Raw genomic sequence first — 18,653 nt, 5'->3', positions numbered from 1 at the left:
CTAACTCCCATCCAGACTTTCAAGGAAGACTTGAAAGGACTTTGTCCTCTACAAAATATGAGTCATAGGACCTATTGGACATAGTTATATCGGGCTATGTCCACGATGTGCGTGTTTGCGCCCGTCAACACTCGGACACATACAACGGAAGCCCCCATGTACGGCTGAGAACCGGGTCGCGCCACTTGCGTAGACGCTGTCGTCCGGCTGTTACTCGCCGTCACAGGGGCTAACGACGATGTGGGTGACAGGTCACGCATCTGTTGGACATTCGTGTAACGCCTGTGGCGACCGCCACATGATCTCCGACCGACCCGCTCGACTTACTCGTGCTTAGATCCTCATCATGATCCGCCGGACCGCGCCCGCCACCGTCCTTCTGGCCCTCGTCGCCCTCCTTGCCGGCCCGGCAGTCGGCCCAGCGGCCGGCGCGACCATGCCGCCGAACCCGTACGCCGGTCCGGACGGCACCTGGAACATGCACGGCGACGCCGGGGCGTCCGACACGACGCCGTTCGAGGGGCCGGGGGCCGACCCCTCCCCCGCGCAGCCGGTGCCGCTGCCCGCCGTGTGCCCGACGATCCTCAGCGGTGCCGACGGCATGGTGCAGGCGCTGTGCACCGAGTACATCGACCGGGCGCCCAGCCTCTACCTCCTCGACCCCAGCACGCTCCTCCCGGTCGCCCGGCGCCATCTCTCGGCCGGGTCGCTGCTCGGCGGCGTCTACGCCTACGTCGACAACGAGTCGCGACTCGTCACCGTCGACGGATCCGGCTCGCTGCTCTGGCTGGCTCACTCCAAGTCCCGTTTCCGCTGGTCGATCGACGTGGCGCGCGAGGTGCCGCTGAACATGCCGAACGGCGACGCGGTCACGACCGTCGGACCGGGCTACGACGCCAACATCTGGTTCGCGACCGCCCAGGGCCGTGCCGGGTACGTCACGCCGGAGGGCGACGTCGTCACCGCGAGTCTCGGCACCGGCGGCGAGAAGGTCGCCAACTCCATCTCCAGCGCCCCGAGCGGGGTCGCGGTGACGACCGACCACGCGACGTACCTCCTGCGTGCCGACGGCGACGGCGTGCGAACCGTCTGGCGACAGCCCTATGACCGTGGCGAGGCCCGCAAGCCGGGACAGCTCAGCCACGGCAGCGGATCGACGCCGACGTTCTTCGGGGAGCGCACGGGCGCGGAGTTCGTGGTGATCACCGACAACGCCAGCCCGCGCGAGAACCTCCTGGTCTACCGGGCACGCGACGGGCGCGAGGTCTGCCGGGTCCCGATCCTCACCGAGGAGAGCAGCGGCACCGAGAACTCCCCCGTCGCTTGGGAGAACTCGGTCTACATCGCCAGCACCTACGGCTACCCCTACCCCGCGCAGGCGACTGAGGACGCGGGCGAGTCCGTCCCGGCGAAGGCCGACTTCGCCGGCGGCATGGAGCGCATCGACATCGACGAGCGCTCCGGCACCTGTGCGTCGGTCTGGCGCAACGAGGTGCCCTCCGCCGCGGTCCCCCGGCTCTCCCGCGGCGAAGACGTGCTCTACACGGTTACCCGCCGCGGCAGCGGCCTGACCTGGCGGCTGGCCCGGATCGACCCGGCCGACGGCGAGATCCTCTCCGAGACCTTCCTCGGCCTAGGCCCGCTGGCCAACACCCTGCAGATGGTCGGCACGATCCTCCCCGACGGCACCCTGCTCCAGGGCACGCTCGCCGGCCCGGTCGCCGTACGGCGCTGAGGCGACTCTCACACGGACAGCCACAGGTCGCGACGCCTGTCCGGCCTAGGATCATTCCGTGGGGAAACAGCAGACGCAGTGCCGGCGTGACGAGGACCTGACCGGGCAGCTCGGCACCAGGCTGCGGCACTTCATGCATCTGGAGTCGACGAGCGCCGCGCTGCTCGTGGTCGCCTCGCTGCTGGCGCTGGCCTGGGCCAACTCGCCGTGGTCGCACGGCTACGAGCACCTGTGGGAGACGGTGTTCTCGGTCCGGTTCGGCGACGTCGGGCTCTCGATGGACCTGCACCATTGGGTCAACGACGGCCTGATGGTGGTCTTCTTCTTCGTCGTCGGCCTCGAGGTACGCCGCGAGCTCGCCGTCGGCGAGCTGACCGATCGTCGCCGCATGGTGGTCCCACTGATCGCCGGCGCCGGCGGCCTGATCCTGCCGGCGATGATCTACCTGCTGCTCAACCCGTCGGGTGAGGCGGCGCGCGGGTGGGGCATCGTGATCGGCACCGACACCGCGTTCCTGCTCGGCATGCTGGCGCTGGTCGGGCCGGCGGTCTCCACCCAGCTGCGCATCTTCCTGCTCACGCTGACCGTCATCGACGACATCGTCGCGGTGAGCGTGATCGGGGTCGCCTACACCAAGAACCTCGAGGTCGGCCCGCTGGTGGTGGCCGGACTGGCCCTCGTCGGGATCTTCGTGCTCGACCGGGTCAAGGTGTGGCGGGCCGGGCCCTATGTGCTGCTCGTCCTGATCGCCTGGGTGGCCACCCTCGGCGCCGGCCTGCACGCCTCGATCGCGGGGATGCTGGCCGGCCTGCTGGTGCCGGCGGCGGAGCCGACCCGGGCCCAGATGGAGGTCGCGACCTCGCGGTTCCGGGCGTTCCGGCAGTCGCCGCTGCCCACGCTGCAGCGCGAGACCCGCGACGAGCTGACCCGCACGATCTCGGTCAACGAGCGGCTCCAGGAGACGCTGCACGTACCAACGAGCTATCTCATCGTGCCGGTCTTCGCACTCGCCAACGCCGGCGTCGACCTGCGCGACGGCGTCCTCGGAGAAGCACTGCGCTCGCCGGTGACCTGGGGTGTCGTGGCCGGTCTGGTCCTGGGCAAGACGCTCGGGATCGGCGGCGGCGCGCTCGTGGCCACGCGCCTACGGATCGGGCGGCTACCCCAGGGCGTCGGTGGCGGCCATGTTCTCGGCGGCGCCGCGCTGTCGGGGATCGGCTTCACCGTCGCGCTGCTGATCACCACCCTCGCCTTCGACTCCGAGACGCTGCAGCGCGACGCGATCGTCGGCGTACTCCTCGCCGTCGTGATCGCCTCCGCGCTCGGCTGGGTGATCTTCCAGCTCGCCGCGCGCTTCCTCGGCCAGCGTGACGCGGCCCTGCCGAAGCTGCTCTCACCGCCGGTCGATCCGGAGCGCGACCACATCTATGGTGCCGAGGACGCCGAGGTCACCCTGGTCGAGTACCTCGACTACGAGTGCCCCTTCTGCGCCCGGGCCACCGGCACCGCCAACGAGGTCCGCGACTACTTCGGCCCCCGGATCCGCTACGTCGTACGCCACCTCCCCCTCGCCCAGCACCCGCATGCCGAGCTGGCTGCCGTCGCAGCCGAGGCCGCCGCCCGGCAGGGCAAGTTCTGGGAGATGCACAAGCACCTCTTCGAGCATCAGAACGAGCTCGAGCACCAGGACCTGGCCGGCTACGCCGGTGTCCTCGGGCTCGACGTCGAGCAGTTCCTTCGCGACCTCGAGGACCCGGAGCTCGCCGAGCACGTCCGCGAGGACATGGCCTCGGCCAACGACAGCGGCGCCCGGGGCACCCCGACGTTCTTCGTCGGGTCACACCGCCACGAGGGCCGCTACGACGCCCGCACCCTCATCGCCGAACTCGAGCGCTCCGCCACCGGGGAGACCGCTCGGCTCGGGATGCGCTCGCGCCGTTAGGCCTCCGGGGTCGGCTCCTCATCGGCCTCCACGGGCGCCCCGTCCCGCTGCGGCCGCCAGAACGCGGCGAGGAGCAGGGCGGTGCCGAGCAGACCGCCGCCGAGCGCGACCGCGCCGCCGATCCAGCCGTCGTAGACGATGTCGAAGGTCGCGTCGAGCGAGATCGTGCCGGGGCCGGTGACGCCGAGCACGACCGAGACGACGGCCAGGATCATCACGTACTCCCAGCCGTCCTTGAAGATGAAGAACCCGTTGGGGCGGTGCGCCAGCAGCGCGGCCACCAGCATCACCGCGACGACGCCAGCTGCGGCCAGCGGCGTGATCAGGCCCAGGATCAGCAGTACGCCGGCGCCGATCTCGGTGACCACACTGGCCCATGCCTGCAGGGTGCCGTGGCGCAGGCCGAGGCTCTCGAACCAGCCGGCGGTGCCGGCGATCTTGCCGCCTCCGCGCCAGTGGTTGACGCCGTGCGCGATCATCGTGCCACCCACGGCGAGACGAAGAATCATCAGAGCCAGGTCGACGGGGTCCATCACAGAAGTCCTCGGTGTTGTGGGGTTGGAGTGGCCCACCCTAGGAGGAGTCCGGTCACGATGCGTGCAGCGACGCCGTAGGCTCGCCCGAATGCTGCTGCTCGGAGTCACTCTCGCCCTGGGCTCGGCGGTCGCCCACGCTGCCTGGAACACGGCGTCGAAGACCATCGCGCCCGCAGGGAGACCGGCGCTGTGGGCGGTGGCGATCGTGGAGAGCTGCCTGGTCGTCACGGTCACCGCAGTCGTGATGATCGTGCGCGGGCACGGCATCGCGGTGACATGGGAGCTTCTCCTGCTCTCGCTCGGCAGCACCGCGATGCATGCGCTGACCATGGGCCTGGTCCAGGTGGCGTACCAGGACTTCGACGTCAGCCAGATCTACCCGCTCTCCCGCGGCCTGGCCCCGGTCGTGGTGGCACTCACCGGCATGGTGGTCCTCGGGCAGTGGCTGAGCTGGGCGCAGTGGGGTGGCGTACTCCTGATGGCGGCGGCGGTCGGGGCGCTGCTGTTCGAGACCGTGCGCACCCGGGGCTCGCTGCAGGCCAAGCCGCTGCTGTGGTCCGCCTGCATCGCCGTCTCGATCGCCGGCTACACGACCTACGACGGCTGGGTGGTCGTCGAGCGTGGCCTCGACCCGATCGCCTACTACGCCGTCGGCACGGTGATCCAGGTGGTGCTGTGGAGCGTGATCGTGCACGGGAAGTACGCCGAGGGGCTGCGCCAGCTCAGGATCCACGCGCGGACCGTGGCCGTGCTGGCGGTGCTGATCCCCACCTCGTACGTCCTCAGCCTCTACGCCACGCTGCACGCCCCGGTCTCACTGGTGGCGGCGGTGCGCAGCTCGAGCCTGATCTGGGTCGCGCTCGCAGCGGCGCTGGTGCTGCGCGAGCCGATCGGGAGGGTACGCGTCGCCGCGACGGTCCTAGCCGCGGCCGCCGTGGTCGCGATGGTCGTGTGAGGCTCAGGAACGGAGCCTGGGCCGGGCGATGACGACGTAGAGGAGCGCCCCGAGCCAGCCGAGGAAGATCATCAGCAGGACGTAGAGGATCTTGCTCTGATCGGCCGCGGCCCACACGCTGTCCGGCGTCCGGAGGGCCTGCACCAGCATCACCAGCCACCACACGGTGAGCGCGAACCAGACCAGCAGCAGCAGAATGCCACCGATCAGGGAAGCCCACTCGGCTCCGGTGGGCAGGCCGATCATCGGTGTCATGCCAGCTCTCCCTGCTCGTGGCTGATGGTGGTCTCGGCGGGCTGCGCCAGCAGCATCGGCATCAGCCCGGCCACCTGGTTGCGCAGGTCCTCCAGAGCGCCGTCGCGACCGTTGAGGTAGCCCAGCAGCGCCTGCTGGAAGACACCGTCGAACATCCCGTAGACCACCGGCGCCGCGATCGCGGGCTCGGTGCCGGCGAGCGCGGCGTAGCGGTTCACGACCCGCGCGATCATGTCCTCCAGGCTCTGGTCGATCTGGGTGACCGCCTCGCGCAGGCTCTCCTCGAACATGGACTGCGAGCGCAGGTCGTACCAGAGCCGGTGCATCGGCGCTTCCTCGACGATCGTCTCGACCAGCTTGTCGCCGAAGCGGGCGACGAGGTCGTCCGGGGAGGTGGCCTCGGCGACGACACCGTCGTAGCGGTGGACGCAGGTCTCCTTGTAGTAGCGCACGCAGAAGACGATCAGCTCGAGCTTGTCGTTGAAGTAGTAGTGCACGACGCCGTGGCTGAACTCGGAGTTGTTGGCGATCTCGCGCAGGCTGGCGCGGGCGTAGCCCAGCTCCCCCAACGTACGCAGCGCCGACTCAGCGAGGGCCTTGCGGCGTTCGTCGTGCTTGTCGGCAGGCGTGCGGCGAGGCGACTTGGGTGCGGCGACCTGGGTCATGGGCGGAAACGATACCCCCTCCCGTGCGCCGGTCGATGCCATTCGGACCATTTTCTGGTCAATCGTCAAGAGAAATCTTGACACTCGTCAAGATACGCGATTACCTGTGGTCCACATCACATCGACGAAGGAGTCACGATGACCGATCTGAGTGGACGTACAGCACTCGTCACCGGCGGTGCCCAAGGCTTGGGCGAGGGAATCGCCCGAGCGCTCGCGGCGGCCGGCGCCAAGGTGGCCGTCGCCGACGTGCAGGACGACCAGGGCGCCAAGGTGGCCGAGTCCATCGGCGGCACCTTCGTGCACCTCGACATCACCGACGACGCCTCCTGGGAGGCGGGCACGGCCGCCGCGGTCGAGGCATTCGGCGGGCTCGACATCCTGGTCAACAACGCCGGTGTCGAGATCACCAGCCTGGTCACCGAGCTCGACCCGAACGATGTGAGGAAGATGCTCGAGGTCAACGTGCTCGGCACCGCCCTCGGACTCAAGCACGGGCTGCGTACGATGCGGTCCGACGGCGCCGCCGACAACGGAGGCGTGATCGTCAACGTCGCCTCGGTCGCGGCCACCATCGCCTTCCCCGGCATCTCGGTCTACTCGGCCACCAAGAGCGCCGTCGACCGGCTCACCCGGGTCGCGGCTATGGAGAGCGGCAAGCTCGGCTACGGCGTACGCGTCAACTGCATCTACCCCGGCCTGGTGCCGACCGAGATGGGTGCCAGGCTCGCCGACGACGTCGCCAAGCTCGGTCTCTTCGAATCTCCGGAGGCGGCCGTCGGCGGCGTCATCGAGCTGACCCCGTCGGGACGCCTCGGCACGGTCGAGGACATGGCCAACGCAGTCGTCTTCCTGGCCTCCGACCAGGCGGCCTTCGTCAACGGCGTCGGCCTCGCGGTCGACGGCGGAATGGGGATGTGACCATGAGCGAGAACAAGCCTGTCGTCGTCTACGGCGCCTCCGGCTACACCGGCCGGCTGGTGTGTGAATACCTGCGCGAGCTCGGGGTGCCGTTCGTGGCCGCCGGCCGCTCCAAGGACAAGCTGGTCGCCTCGATGGCCGCCAACGTGCCCGGCATCGAGACCGCCGACTACGAGATCGCCGAGGTCGAGCACTCCGTCGAGGCGCTCACCGAGCTGCTCACCGGCGCTCGCGTCGTGCTCAACACCGTCGGCCCGTTCTCCACGTACGGTCCCCAGGTCGTGGAGGCGGCGATGGCCGCCGGCGTCCACTACACCGACACCACCGGCGAGCAGGACTGGCTGATCACCTGCGACGAGACCTACAGCGAGGGCTTCGCCGAGAAGGGCCTGCTGCTCGCGCCGGGCATCGCACAGATGTACACCACCGGCGAGATCGCCGCCGAGATCTGCCTCGAGCAACCCGGCCTCGACACCCTCGACATCGCGGTCTTCTGGGGTGGCTCCCCCACGATCGCCTCGACCCGCACGATCCTGGTCAACGCGGCGACCTCGAAGGCGCACTTCCTCGAGCAGAACGCGTACGTCGAGTTCGACCCCACCGCCGGGCTGGTCCCGCTGGTGGTGCCGGGCCAGCACGAGCTGGCGCTCTCGCTGCCGTGGGGCGGCACCTCGCACCCGGTCTGGTACCGACGCGACCCGAAGGTGGCCAGCTGCAAGGCCCAGGGTGGCGTCTTCAACGCCGCGCTGATGAACGGGGTGCCGCAGATCGTGGCGGCTGCGCTCGAGGCGACCAAGGACATGGACGCCGAGCAGCGCGACGAGGCGCTCACCGCCACCGCGGCCCAGGTGATGAACCAGATGCCGCCGCGTGAGAACCCGCGGCTCAACAAGTCGCTCGACTCGGTGCACGCCTCCGGCCCGCTCGGACGCGCGCACTGCGTCATCCACGGCAACCAGAACTACAAGCAGACCGGGCTGCTGCAGGCGTACGTCGCCTACTCGCTGCTGCAGCAGCCGCCTCGCCGGGTGGGCTTCGCCTCGGGCTGCCAGGCGTTCGGCCACCGCGAACTCCTCGGCCAGCTGCAGGCCTTCGGCCTCGTCTCGGAGCCGGTCGTGACCCGGCAGCGCGGCTGAGGGCGGCCGGATGCGGCTCGTCGACTATCTGGACAAGGGTGCCTCGCTCGGAGGCGACGCGCCCTGTCTCGTCTGCGGCGAGGACACCTGGTCGTACGCCGAGGTCGTCGATCTCTCGGTGCGCGTCGCCGCGGGCCTTCGGGCCCGCGGCGTCGCCCCGGGCGCGAAGGTCGCCATCCTCTCGGCCAACGACCCGGTCGCCTTCGCCTCCGTCTTCGGGATCAGTCGTGCCGGGGGCGTCTGGTGCCCTATCAACCCGCGCAGCGAGGCAGCGGAGAACCGGGAGCTTCTCGACCTCTTCGGCTGCTCGGCGCTGATCTTCCAGTCGTCCTTCGCCGGCCTGGTCGACCAGATCCGCGGAGATCTGCCGGAGCTGACCACCCTGGTCTGCCTCGACGCGACCTATGACTGGGCGATCGGTTGGGACGACTTCCTCGGCTCGGCCGACGAGGTGTTCGAGCCATTCGACGTCGTGGATGACTTGGCCATGGTCGTCGGCACCGGCGGGACCACCGGGCGCCCCAAGGGCGTCATGCTCACCGGCGCCAACCTGGAGACGATGTCGGCCATCACCTTGATGGCCTACCCGTGGCCGGGTGCGCCGGAACGTCCGACCTATCTCGCGCTCGCCCCGCTCACCCATGCCGCCGGGGTGCTCTGCTTCCCGGTGCTGTGCCTGGGCGGCAAGATCGTGGTGATGCGTACGCCGGACGTGGGCGCGTTCCTCGAGCACATCGAGCGCCACCACGTCACCCACACGTTCCTGCCGCCGACGCTGATCTACCTGGTGCTGGACCACCCGGCGCTGAAGTCGACCGACCTCGATTCGCTGCGCTGCTTCTGGTACGGCGCGGCGCCGATGTCGGCGACGCGTCTCGAGGAAGCGCTGACCCGGATCGGTCCGGTGATGGCGCAGCTGTTCGGGCAGACCGAGGCGCCGATGATGATCGCGACCATGGCGCCCGCCGACCACTTCCACGCGGACGGCACCGTCGCCACCGAGCGCCTCTCCTCGGCCGGTCGTCCGGCACCGCTGGTGACCGTGTCGATCATGGGCGAGCGCGGCACGCTGCTCGGTTCCGGTGAGCGTGGCGAGATCGTCGTACGCAGCTCCCTGGTCATGCGCGGCTATCTCGACAACCCCGAGGCGACCGCCGAGGCGAGCGCGCACGGCTGGCATCACACCGGCGACATCGGGTTCCTCGACGAGGACGGGTTCCTGCACATCGTCGACCGCGCCAAGGACATGGTGATCACCGGTGGTTTCAACGTCTACTCCACCGAGGTCGAGCAGGCGCTGATGACCCACCCCTCCGTCGCCGACTGCGCGGTGATCGGGCTTCCCGACGAGAAGTGGGGCGAGCGCGTCACCGCCGTCATCCTCCCCCGGCCCGGTGCCGAGGTCGACGTCGCCGAGCTCAAGGCGTACGTCAAGGAGCGGATCGGCGCGGTCAAGACCCCCAAGCAGATCGAGGTCTGGCCCGACCTGCCGCGTTCGAAGGTCGGCAAGGTGCTCAAGACCGAGATCAAGAAGAGCCTTGTTCGTGGTGCCGAGTAACTACTCAGCTCGTCGGAAATGAGGCGGGGTCGGCGGCGTACGCCACCATCCAGCTCGGCTCGATGGTGGCGTAGACGACGCCCGGCCCCTCCCAGGTCTGCGGGTCCGAGCCGTAGAACTCGGTGAAGTAGGCGTTGTGCTCCTCGAACTCCTGCCCCTCGGAGGCCACGTGCGCCTGGCCGTGGGTGAAGACGCCGATGCGCTCACCGTCGACGTGGGTCGCGCTGACGGCCGGGCGGGCGAGCATGTGCTTGGCCTTGATGGCGGTGGGCGAGGTCCCGAACAGCCAACGACCGTGTACGAAGTGGCCGTCGACGCAGCTGGTCCGCGGCTCACCGCGGGCGGTCACGGTGGCCAGAACCAGCACCTTCATGCCCGTCAGCTCGGTGACGAGCTGACGGGCATTCAGGCGCTGGTCGTTGTTGACGATGCCGGTCAGATGGCCGCTCGCGCGGCCGATCGAGGCGTCCAGGAGGCGTTGCAGGTCGGCGATCTCTTCGTCTGTCTCGTGCACACGACGAGTCTCACACCGACGGCCCCCGGGTCGCTTGACCGTTCTTGCGCAGCTATTCGATCGCGGCGGCGATCTCGGGCGGGATGGCGATCGACCCGGAGCCGTCGGCGGCGACGATCACGTAGACGACCGACACGGCGCAGGTGACGTCCTCGCCCCGGCGGAACTCGAACTCGAGCGTGAAGCTCTTGGTGCCGATCCGGGTGGTGCGCACCGGCACCTGGACCCGGTCGCCGAAGCCGATGCCGGCCTTCCAGTCCAGGTCGGCGTGGGCGAGGTGAGCGTCGACCCCCAGCTCCTTCCAGCGGGAGTAGGGCACCCCGCGCGCGTCGATGAAGTGGTTCATCGCCTCGTCGACGTAGCCGAGGTACCAGCTGTTGAACATCACCCCCTGCATGTCGACCTCGAAGTAACGGGGCGAGAACTCGTAGACCGACGTCATGCGCGCTCCTTCGCGGGCAGGATCCGCCCACTGACCTCGCCGAGTGCGATCCGGCCGCCGCCCGGCGCCGGCGCGGTGGCGGTGATGGTGACCTCGTCGCCGTCCTCCAGGAACGTGCGCATCGACCCGTCGTCCAGCTTGAAAGGCTCGGCCCCCGACCAACTGAGCTCGAGCAGCGAGCCGCGCTGGCCCGGCTCGGGGCCGCTGATCGTGCCGCTGCCGAACAGGTCGCCGATACGCAGCGAGGCACCGTTGGCGGTCATGTGCGCGAGCATCTGCGGGGCGGTCCAGTACATGGTGGCGTACGGCGGCTCGGCGACCAGCGAACCGTTGAGCCGCACCTCGAAGGCGAGGTCGAGTGCCCAGGGCTCCAGCGCCGAGTCGTCCAGGTACCCGGCCAGCGGAACGTCTCGTTCCGGGGGCCGGACCCACGCCGCCTCGAGCGCCGCGAGCGGGAGGACCCACGGCGAGATCGAGGTGGCGAACGACTTGCCGAGGAACGGGCCCAGCGGGACGTACTCCCAGGCCTGGATGTCGCGCGCCGACCAGTCGTTGAGGAGGGTGATCCCGAAGATGTGGTCGGCGGCCTCGGCGAGCGGGACGGGGTGAGCCATCTCGGAGCCGACGCCGACCACGAACCCGAGCTCGGCCTCGATGTCGAGCCGGATCGAGGGGCCGTCGACGATCCCGTCGGGAGTCTTCCGCAGCCCGGTCGGCCGGACGACGTCCGTGCCGGAGACGACCACGGTGCCGGAGCGGCCGTGATAGCCGATCGGCAGGTGCTTCCAGTTGGGCGTCAGCGGCTCGGAGTCGGGGCGGAACATCTTCCCGACGTTGGACGCGTGGTGCTCGGAGGCGTAGAAGTCGACGTAGTCGGCCACCGTGAACGGCAGCAGCAGGTCGGTGTCCTCGATCGCCACCAGGTGCGGCCTGACCTCGGCCTCGCACGCGGGCTCGCTGAGCAGCCGGGTCACCTCGGCGCGCACCTGCGCCCATACGTCGGGCCCCGCGGCGAGGAGCCCGTCGAGGCCACCCTCGCAGTGCCCGGCCAGATCCTCGGCCGCTGCGGCGACATCGAGCACCAGGTCACCTATCCGCACCCCGAGTCGCGGGGTGGGGTCCGCGGAGGTGCGGAAGGTGGCGTACGGAAGCGCCTCGAGGCCGAACTGACTGTTGTTGATGTCCAGCCACGACGTCACTGGCGGCCTCCCGCCCAGGTCCAGGCGTACTTGCCGTCGTCGACCGTGGCGCCGGCCTCGCCGACCTCCAAGGGCCGGAAGGTGTCGACCATGACCGCGAGCTCGTCGAAGAACTCCGCTCCCAGGCTGCGCTCCATCGCTCCGGGCTGCGGTCCGTGGGCGTGGCCGCCGGGGTGGAGGGTGATCGAGCCGATGCCGATCCCGGAGCCCTTGCGGGCCTCGTAGTCGCCGCCGACGTAGAACATGACCTCGTCGGAGTCGACGTTGGAGTGGTAGTAGGGCACCGGCACCGCGAGCTCGTGGTAGTCCACCTTGCGCGGCACGAAGTTGCAGATCACGAAGTTGTTGCCCTCGAAGACCTGGTGGGCCGGCGGCGGCTGGTGGACCTTGCCGGTGATCGGCATGTAGTCGGCGATGTTGAAGACGTACGGATAGAGACAGCCGTCCCAGCCGACGACGTCGAACGGGTGGTGCGGGAGGACATGGACCGAGCCGGCGATGCCGCCGGCGCCCGGGCCGCGGTGCTTGATGTAGACCTCAATCCCCTGGGCCTCCGCCTCGGTCGCGTCCACGGTCTGCGGGTCGGTCGGGAGCCGGAGGTCCCGTTCGCAGTACGGGGCGTGCTCGAGGAACTGGCCGAACCGGGAGAGGTAGCGCTTCGGCGGGGCGATGTGGGAGTTCGCCTCGATCGCGTAGACCCGCAGCGGGGCATCGCCGACCGGCACCCAGCGGTGGGTGGTGGCGCGCGGGATCACCACGTAGTCGCCCTCCCCCACCATCAGGTCGCCGAAGACCGTCTCGACGACACCGGTCCCGGACTCGACGTAGACACACTCGTCGCCGATCGCGTTGCGGTAGAGCGGCGAGGTCTCCCCCGCCACCGCATAGTGAAGACGTACGTCGCCGTTGCCGAGCACCAGGCGGCGCCCGGTCACCGCGTCGTTGGCCCCCCAAGTCGAACTCAGCCTGTCTTCACCAGGGAAAAGGTCGTGAAGCCCGAGGTGCATCGGGCGCAGGGGGTGGTTGGGGGTGGTGCCGTGGTCGGGCAGCTCCCAGATGCGTACGTCCTTCACCGCCGAGGGGATGTGGCGGTGGTAGAGCAGGGAGGAGTCCGAGGAGAACCCCTCCTCGCCCATGAGCTCTTCGTAGTAGAGATTCCCTTCTCCGTCGCGGTGTTGGGTGTGCCGCTTGGGCGGGATGTGCCCGCGCTGTTGGTAATGCGCCATACCCCGGATCGTACGTGACCTGGACCACAGCGATCACGGGGGCCGAACGTCCTGAATTCGTCCCAGGTACCTCCCGGGGCATGCCTCCCTCCCCTAGGCTCCGGAGATGCCCTCCGACACCCCCGAGACCCTCTTCGTCGCACACGCGACGGGTCGTCTCCTGCATGTCCGGGCCTGCCCCCAGCTCCTCGGTCTCGACGCCCCGATCAGGGCCACTCTTGCGCAGGTCGAGTCGTTGGGCACGTGCGCGTGGTGCGCCAAGGAGCTCTCCGAGGCCGGCCGAAAATACTTCGACTCCGTCGAACAGGCTGTACGCACCCTCGACCCTTCCGACGATGCCGTTCGGGCTACTGAGGCGGCGCTGGGTGACGTCGACTTTGAGCTCGTCTGGGTTCCGCCTAGCTATTCGCACATTGCTGTCGGGGACAAGGAGCACGCTGTTGCTTGGATTGGGCGGGGTTGTGTGATGCATGAGGATGGGCGGCTCATCGACTTCGGGTGAGTCTGTTTTCACCTCTGTTGCGGGCCGTGTTTTCGGGGTTGGGGTGGGCCGCCGACCCTCTCTTGAAGGGTCTTCTCGCCAGGCCCCGGAGTAAAGGACGGCCTTCGGCCGCCGGCTTCGCCGGCCGCTTCGCGGTCCTTGACACCGGGGCCCGTCGAGAAAAGATTTGGCTGGCTATCGGGGCGGCGGCCCGGGTGTGGCGCGGAGAGATCTTTGCTCGGAAGGTTGGGGTTGATGGGGCGGAAGGTTGGGGTTGATGGGGCGGAAGGGTGGCCCTTCGGGCCACTTACCATCCACAGATACGAGGTCGTTCGCTCACCGCGAAACCCGGGTTTGACCTGGGAAAATAAATGGCCCGAGGGTGGCGGAAGGCGTAGAATCAGACGCATCACAGCACCCGTTTGAAGGGCAGGAGCGCGATGAGTCTCGGCCGCTCGATCGACCACTGGGGCACCAACCCCGGCGATGCGATCGACGCTGCCTTGAAGGCCATCGAGACCGCGCTCCAAGAGCTGCTGGCCACCGAGCCTGCCTACTGGCGCACGGACCAGAAGAAGGACCTGCTGGAACGGTTGGAGAAACTCCAAGCCCAACAAGCCGCACTGAAGCTGCGAGTCCTCGCTACGGCAGGCGACATCGCCGAAGAAACCGGCACGAAAGACGCCTCCGGGTGGATGCGAACCGAGTTGTTGGTCGACAAGGGCGTAGCCCGGTCGCAGATCAAACTCGCGGCCAGTGTCGCGAAGTACGAGCTAGTCGCTGCCGGCCTCGCCGAAGGTGTTGTGTCCCAGGACAAAGCCCGGGTGATCACCAAGGCACTCGACAAGATCGAGGCCGACCCGGTCGCGAGTGCTGAGGACCTGGTGTTGGCCGAGAAACTGCTGGTCGACTACGCCAACGGGTTGACCGCCAACGAACTCCGGATCGTCGGGAAACGTATCCTGCGTGAGGTCGATCCGGTCCGGTTCGAAGATGCCGAAGCAAAGGCCCTCCTGGCGGAGGAGGAACGGGCGCAGCAGAAGACGGCGTTGCGGGTGTGGGACAACTACGACGGGACGATTGGGTTCGAGGGCGTGCTGCCGGTCTCGATCGGGATGCGCTTCAAGCGGCTGGTGGAGGCCTGGGCCCAACCCCGCAAACAACAACTCATCGGCAAGGGCGCCCCGCTGCCGCCGTGGGAGCGACTGATGGGCCAGGGCTTCGCCCGGTTGTTGGAGACCGTCGACCCGGCCTCGCTGCCCCGCCACGGTGGCGATGCGACCACCATCAACGTGGTGATCTCCCTCGAGGAGCTCCGCAAAGACCTCGGTATCGCCACCCTGGGCTACGACGAGACCAACGGCACCACCATCTCGGCGGCCGAGGCCCGTCGGATGGCCTGCAACGCCACGATCATTCCGTGGGTCCTCGGCGGTGACAGCGAAGTCCTCAACGCCGGGCGCGGCAGTAGGTTCTTCCAGCCGATCCAGCGCAAAGCACTCCGGTTGCAGCAGAAGTGCTGCCAGGCCGAGGGCTGCGACATGCCCCCGGAGTGGTGCGACGCCCACCACCTCGACCCGTGGGCGGCGGGCGGGAAGACAGACCTGAAGGACGGGGCCTTGTTGTGTCCCCATCATCACCGTCTGGCGCACAACCCGGTTTACGTTCATGAGCGACTACCCGACGGCACGATCCGGTTCACCCGCCGCCCCTGACCAGCTGGGCGAGGAATCGCTCCACCAGGCCTGCCCGCCAGCCCTGACGACACCACCGCTGAGCGGCCCCAGCTCTCGCTGACGCCGTCCGTCCCGTGCCCAACGAGCGTTCGGTCAACTTTCCTCGACTCCACCTTCGCCGTTTCCCTGCTGGCGGGGACATTTCCCCACGGCGGTGAAGGTTCCCCCACCCTCCGGAGGATGGGGAAGCTCCGCGCCCGTGGGGAGCTCTTCGGATCAGTGGGGAACTGATGATCCTGCCGGCACCGAACCCGACCAGGCCAAAAGCGACGGCTCCCTTGTGAACGATTCACAAGGTCCCGCCCACTGTCGTAGGCACCGACGAAGGCACCGGGCTGCCCGCGCACGACCAGCCACGGATATCAAGCCCGTACCCAACTGAATCCGCTGCACCACACCCTCGCCGCCGACCCGATACAGGCCAAATCTTTCTCGATCGCGCGCCGGGTCAAGGATCGCCGCAGGCGACCGGCGAAGCCGGCGGGCGAAGCCCGTCCTTGACGCGGCGCGCGATCGAGAAACAATCGAACCAAGGGTCGGCGGCGAAACACTGAAACGGAGCCACGGTCACGTCCGCGCTCACCCACCGACCCCAGCCACAGGCGGTATCCTCGAAACATGACCGCGTTGCCCGACTGGATGCACCCTCCCCGTGAGGAGGGTTGGTACTCCGAAGACCTCGACATGCTCGTCGAGGCGCCGCGTCATACCGAACTCATCGACGGAGCCCTGGTCTTCAATATGTCACCGCAGCGCCGCTGGCACAGTCGGCTCGTCACGGCCCTGACCAACGCGCTGACGGCGCAGGCGCCGGACGGGTTCGAGGTGGATCGGGAACTGACGGTGGTGCTGGACAGGCGCAACCGGCCGGAGCCGGACGTGCTGGTGAGCACGGCGCGGATCTCCGACCAGGCGTCGTTCTACGACGCCGACACCGTGGCCCTGGTGGTCGAGGTGGTCTCGCCGGAGTCCGAGCACGGCGACCGGTCGGTGAAGCCGCAGAAGTACGCCGAGGCGGGCATCGCCCACTACTGGCGCATCGAGAACGAGGACGGCGCGCCCGCGATCCATGTCTACGAGCGCGACGTCCTCACCAACACCTACGTCCCGATCGGGATCTTCCGCGACAGGCTCGACGTCCCGGTGCCGTTCCCGGTCAAGATCGACCTCACCGATCTGCTCCGCTGACGTTCTCCTCCGGCGCCTCGGGCACCTCGGCATGCAGCTGCTCCTGCTGGACGAGGTGGAGGTAGGAGAGGTGGCGCTCGTACTGGTCGAGGACGTCACCCATCAGCTGCTCGCGTGAGTAGCCGTTGACGTCGTAGCCCTGGGTGCCCTCGGCGAGGTGTACCTCGGTACGGAAGTAGACCTCACCGGTGACCCGGCCGACCGCGAAGGTCGGCGCCGGGCACGGCAGCGGCGTGACCTTGTAGACGAACGCCGGCGCGTCCTCCAGATCGGTGTGGAGCTGGACACCGGCGATGCCGCGTACGGCCTTGGTCTCGGTCACGACCGAGGACAGCCCGTGCGAGGAGAGCTCGGCGGCGACCTCCTCGAGGACCGGCTTCGCGACCGTGGCGACGAACCGTTCGGTGTCCCTGGCCGTCGGATAGGTGACCGAACGGCGCAGGCGCTGCGACAGCGACGGACGTACGGCACCCTCGGCCGCCCCGACCAGACGGGCCGAGGAGATCGCGGCCGGGAGGGCGTAGCGCACGCTGTCGGTCTTGAACGACTCCAGCCGTAGCGAGCGATAGAGGCCGACCGCGACCAGTGCCAGCACGATCGAGAATGGCAACCCCATGATGATCGTCGCGTTGGTCAGCGTGGTCAGCCACGCATCCCCACCGGCGAACATCAGGGCGAGGGTCAGCGCGCCGATCGCGAACGACCAGAAGATGCGTACCGGGATCGAGCAGTCGGCCATCGGGTGCGGCAGCCGTGAGGTGAAGTTGCCCATCACCAGCGCGCCCGAGTCGGCCGAGGTGACGTAGTAGAGGAAGCCGGTCAGCGTGGCGACCGCGATCACCAGGGTCCCCGCCGGGTAGGCCTCGAGGAAGGCGTAGAAGCCCTGCGCGTAGTTGCTGTTGGTCAGCTCGCCGAACTCGGCGTCGCCGCCTCGGATCCGGCCCAGGGCGCTGTTGCCGAAGATCGAGACCCACAGCAGGATGAAGCCGAACGGGATCATCATCACGCCGACCAGGAACTGCCGGATCGTACGCCCGCGCGAGATCCGCGCCAGGAACAGCCCGACGAACGGCGACCAGGCCACCCACCACGCCCAGAAGAAGAGCGTCCACAGGTTCTTCCAGACCCCGACGTCGGGGTTCTCGGCGGTGTCGTACGGCATCGTGTCGAAGCTCATCCCGGGCAGGTGCACCAGGTAGTCACCGAGGTTCATCACCAGCGAGTTGAGCAGGAACGCGGTGTCATCGGAGAAGAGCACGTAGAGCATCAGCGCCAGCGAGAGCAGCACGTTGAGCTCGGAGAGCCGACGGATGCCCTTGTCGACACCGGAGATCGCCGAGATGGTGCCGAGCAGCACCGCGACCACGACCAGGCCGACCTGCGCGCCGCGGCCCTCGGGGATGTCGAAGAGGACGTTGAGCCCCGCGTTGAGCAGCGCGATCGAGATGCCGAGCGAGGTGGCGATACCGAAGATGGTCCCGAGGACCGCGGCCAGGTCGATGCCGTCACCGAGGCGCCCGTGGACCCGCTTGCCGAAGATCGGGTAGAGCGCGGAGCGGATCGACAGCGGCAGCCCGTGGCGGAAGGAGAAGTAGCCCAGCGCCATGCCCATGACCGCGTACATCGCCCAGCCGGAGAGGCCGTAGTGGAACAGCGTCCAGGTCACCGCCTGCTCGGCGGCGGCAATGGTGCTGCCCTCGCCGGTGGGCGGGGTGAGGTACTGCGAGACCGGCTCCGCGACGGAGTAGAACATCAGGTCGGCGCCGATGCCGGCCGCGAAGAGCATCGCGGTCCAGGTGAACATCGAGTACTCCGGCCGGGACTCCTCCGGGCCGAGCCGGATCCGCCCGTAGCGGGACAGGCAGATGAACAGCACGAAGGCGATCAGCCCGGCGGCCAGCGCGAAGTACCACCAGCCGAAGTAGTCCGAGATCCAGGTGACCACGTGCCCGATCGCGGTCCCGGAGGTCTCCGGGGCGAGCAACGTGAAGAGCGTGAACGCGACCACCACTCCGGCGGAGCCGAAGAAGACGGTCTTGTTCAGCTCCGGCTTCGTCGTCGGGATCTCGTCTGGGTCTGCGGCGGGTTCACCCAAGGGCGTACGCGACGGGTCGATTGTCTCCGGCATGAGCTGTCTCCTCCGGTTCGGGTGCCCGGCAGGCTA

The 18,653-nt window shown here is 68.6% G+C and carries 17 protein-coding genes; 9 read left to right on the top strand and 8 right to left on the bottom strand.

Annotated elements, in window-relative coordinates:
- The first annotated feature begins 346 nt into the window (after nt 1-346).
- Together ABTW65_RS00300 and nhaA are read left to right on the top strand one after the other, a co-directional pair.
- On the top strand, nt 347-1,735 hold the full coding sequence (locus ABTW65_RS00300; RefSeq protein WP_350657765.1) for a hypothetical protein: 1,389 nt from the start codon (nt 347-349) through the stop codon (nt 1,733-1,735).
- Nucleotides 1,736-1,793: 58 nt separating this feature from the next.
- Complete coding sequence (gene nhaA, locus ABTW65_RS00295; protein WP_350657764.1) at nt 1,794-3,677, top strand: Na+/H+ antiporter NhaA; 1,884 nt, start codon at nt 1,794-1,796, stop codon at nt 3,675-3,677.
- Here the strand turns inward: nhaA and ABTW65_RS00290 are convergent.
- Nucleotides 3,674-4,210 carry a DoxX family protein gene (locus tag ABTW65_RS00290; protein ID WP_350657763.1) on the bottom strand — a complete coding sequence of 179 codons (537 nt, stop codon included), beginning with the start codon at nt 4,208-4,210 and terminating at the stop codon, nt 3,674-3,676. The two genes, nhaA and ABTW65_RS00290, sit on opposite strands and share 4 nt — an antisense overlap.
- A 91-nt stretch (nt 4,211-4,301) precedes the next feature.
- Between ABTW65_RS00290 and ABTW65_RS00285 the strand changes: the two genes are divergently transcribed.
- Entirely contained in the window at nt 4,302-5,168 is an 867-nt protein-coding gene (locus ABTW65_RS00285) for a DMT family transporter (RefSeq protein WP_350657762.1), read from the top strand.
- A gap of 3 nt (nt 5,169-5,171) precedes the next feature.
- On the opposite strand, the gene ABTW65_RS00280 is transcribed toward ABTW65_RS00285, so the two are convergent.
- Both ABTW65_RS00280 and ABTW65_RS00275 read right to left on the bottom strand, forming a co-directional pair.
- Nucleotides 5,172-5,423, bottom strand: a complete 252-nt coding sequence (locus ABTW65_RS00280; protein ID WP_350657761.1) for a hypothetical protein — start codon at nt 5,421-5,423, stop codon at nt 5,172-5,174.
- Nucleotides 5,420-6,088: a TetR/AcrR family transcriptional regulator gene (locus ABTW65_RS00275; protein ID WP_350657760.1), complete on the bottom strand. Its 669-nt coding sequence runs from the start codon at nt 6,086-6,088 to the stop codon at nt 5,420-5,422. The genes ABTW65_RS00280 and ABTW65_RS00275 overlap by 4 nt, the downstream gene beginning before the upstream one ends.
- A gap of 138 nt (nt 6,089-6,226) precedes the next feature.
- On the opposite strand from ABTW65_RS00275, the gene ABTW65_RS00270 reads away from it, so the two are divergent.
- The 3 genes from ABTW65_RS00270 to ABTW65_RS00260 are packed head-to-tail and all read left to right on the top strand — an operon-like array spanning nt 6,227 to nt 9,703.
- Nucleotides 6,227-7,009, top strand: coding sequence for an SDR family NAD(P)-dependent oxidoreductase (locus tag ABTW65_RS00270; protein WP_350657759.1), 783 nt, complete (start codon nt 6,227-6,229; stop codon nt 7,007-7,009).
- A 2-nt stretch (nt 7,010-7,011) separates the two neighbouring features.
- The gene (locus ABTW65_RS00265; RefSeq protein ID WP_350657758.1) at nt 7,012-8,145 is read left to right on the top strand and encodes a DUF5938 domain-containing protein; all 1,134 of its coding nucleotides are present in this window, start codon (nt 7,012-7,014) and stop codon (nt 8,143-8,145) included.
- A 10-nt stretch (nt 8,146-8,155) separates the two neighbouring features.
- Nucleotides 8,156-9,703, top strand: a complete 1,548-nt coding sequence (locus tag ABTW65_RS00260; protein WP_350657757.1) for an AMP-binding protein — start codon at nt 8,156-8,158, stop codon at nt 9,701-9,703.
- Between the two features lie 4 nt (nt 9,704-9,707).
- Here ABTW65_RS00260 and ABTW65_RS00255 read toward each other — a convergent pair whose 3' ends face one another.
- From ABTW65_RS00255 to ABTW65_RS00240, 4 genes are read right to left on the bottom strand one after another with little or no spacing between them, the layout of a single operon-like run.
- Nucleotides 9,708-10,217 (bottom strand): pyridoxamine 5'-phosphate oxidase family protein, encoded by a 510-nt coding sequence (locus tag ABTW65_RS00255; RefSeq protein WP_350657756.1) that lies wholly within the window; start codon nt 10,215-10,217, stop codon nt 9,708-9,710.
- A 52-nt stretch (nt 10,218-10,269) separates the two neighbouring features.
- Nucleotides 10,270-10,659: an acyl-CoA thioesterase gene (locus ABTW65_RS00250; protein WP_350657755.1), complete on the bottom strand. Its 390-nt coding sequence runs from the start codon at nt 10,657-10,659 to the stop codon at nt 10,270-10,272.
- Complete coding sequence (fahA, locus tag ABTW65_RS00245; RefSeq protein WP_350657754.1) at nt 10,656-11,858, bottom strand: fumarylacetoacetase; 1,203 nt, start codon at nt 11,856-11,858, stop codon at nt 10,656-10,658. The genes ABTW65_RS00250 and fahA overlap by 4 nt, the downstream gene beginning before the upstream one ends.
- Entirely contained in the window at nt 11,855-13,084 is a 1,230-nt protein-coding gene (locus tag ABTW65_RS00240; protein WP_350657752.1) for a homogentisate 1,2-dioxygenase, read from the bottom strand. The genes fahA and ABTW65_RS00240 overlap by 4 nt, the downstream gene beginning before the upstream one ends.
- A gap of 106 nt (nt 13,085-13,190) precedes the next feature.
- On the opposite strand from ABTW65_RS00240, the gene ABTW65_RS00235 reads away from it, so the two are divergent.
- From ABTW65_RS00235 to ABTW65_RS00225, 3 genes are all read left to right on the top strand, one after another.
- Entirely contained in the window at nt 13,191-13,586 is a 396-nt protein-coding gene (locus tag ABTW65_RS00235) for a hypothetical protein (RefSeq protein WP_350657751.1), read from the top strand.
- A gap of 419 nt (nt 13,587-14,005) precedes the next feature.
- Nucleotides 14,006-15,280: an HNH endonuclease signature motif containing protein gene (locus tag ABTW65_RS00230; protein ID WP_350657750.1), complete on the top strand. Its 1,275-nt coding sequence runs from the start codon at nt 14,006-14,008 to the stop codon at nt 15,278-15,280.
- Nucleotides 15,281-15,919: 639 nt separating this feature from the next.
- Entirely contained in the window at nt 15,920-16,489 is a 570-nt protein-coding gene (locus ABTW65_RS00225) for a Uma2 family endonuclease (protein ID WP_350657749.1), read from the top strand.
- Here ABTW65_RS00225 and betT read toward each other — a convergent pair.
- Nucleotides 16,470-18,617 (bottom strand): choline BCCT transporter BetT, encoded by a 2,148-nt coding sequence (gene betT, locus ABTW65_RS00220; RefSeq protein ID WP_350657748.1) that lies wholly within the window; start codon nt 18,615-18,617, stop codon nt 16,470-16,472. The genes ABTW65_RS00225 and betT overlap by 20 nt on opposite strands.
- Between the last annotated feature and the right edge of the window lie 36 nt (nt 18,618-18,653).

This window comes from Nocardioides sp. NPDC127503 (genome assembly GCF_040302165.1).
Classification (GTDB): Bacteria; Actinomycetota; Actinomycetes; order Propionibacteriales; family Nocardioidaceae; genus Nocardioides.
This window is presented reverse-complemented; position numbering and strand designations above follow the sequence as displayed.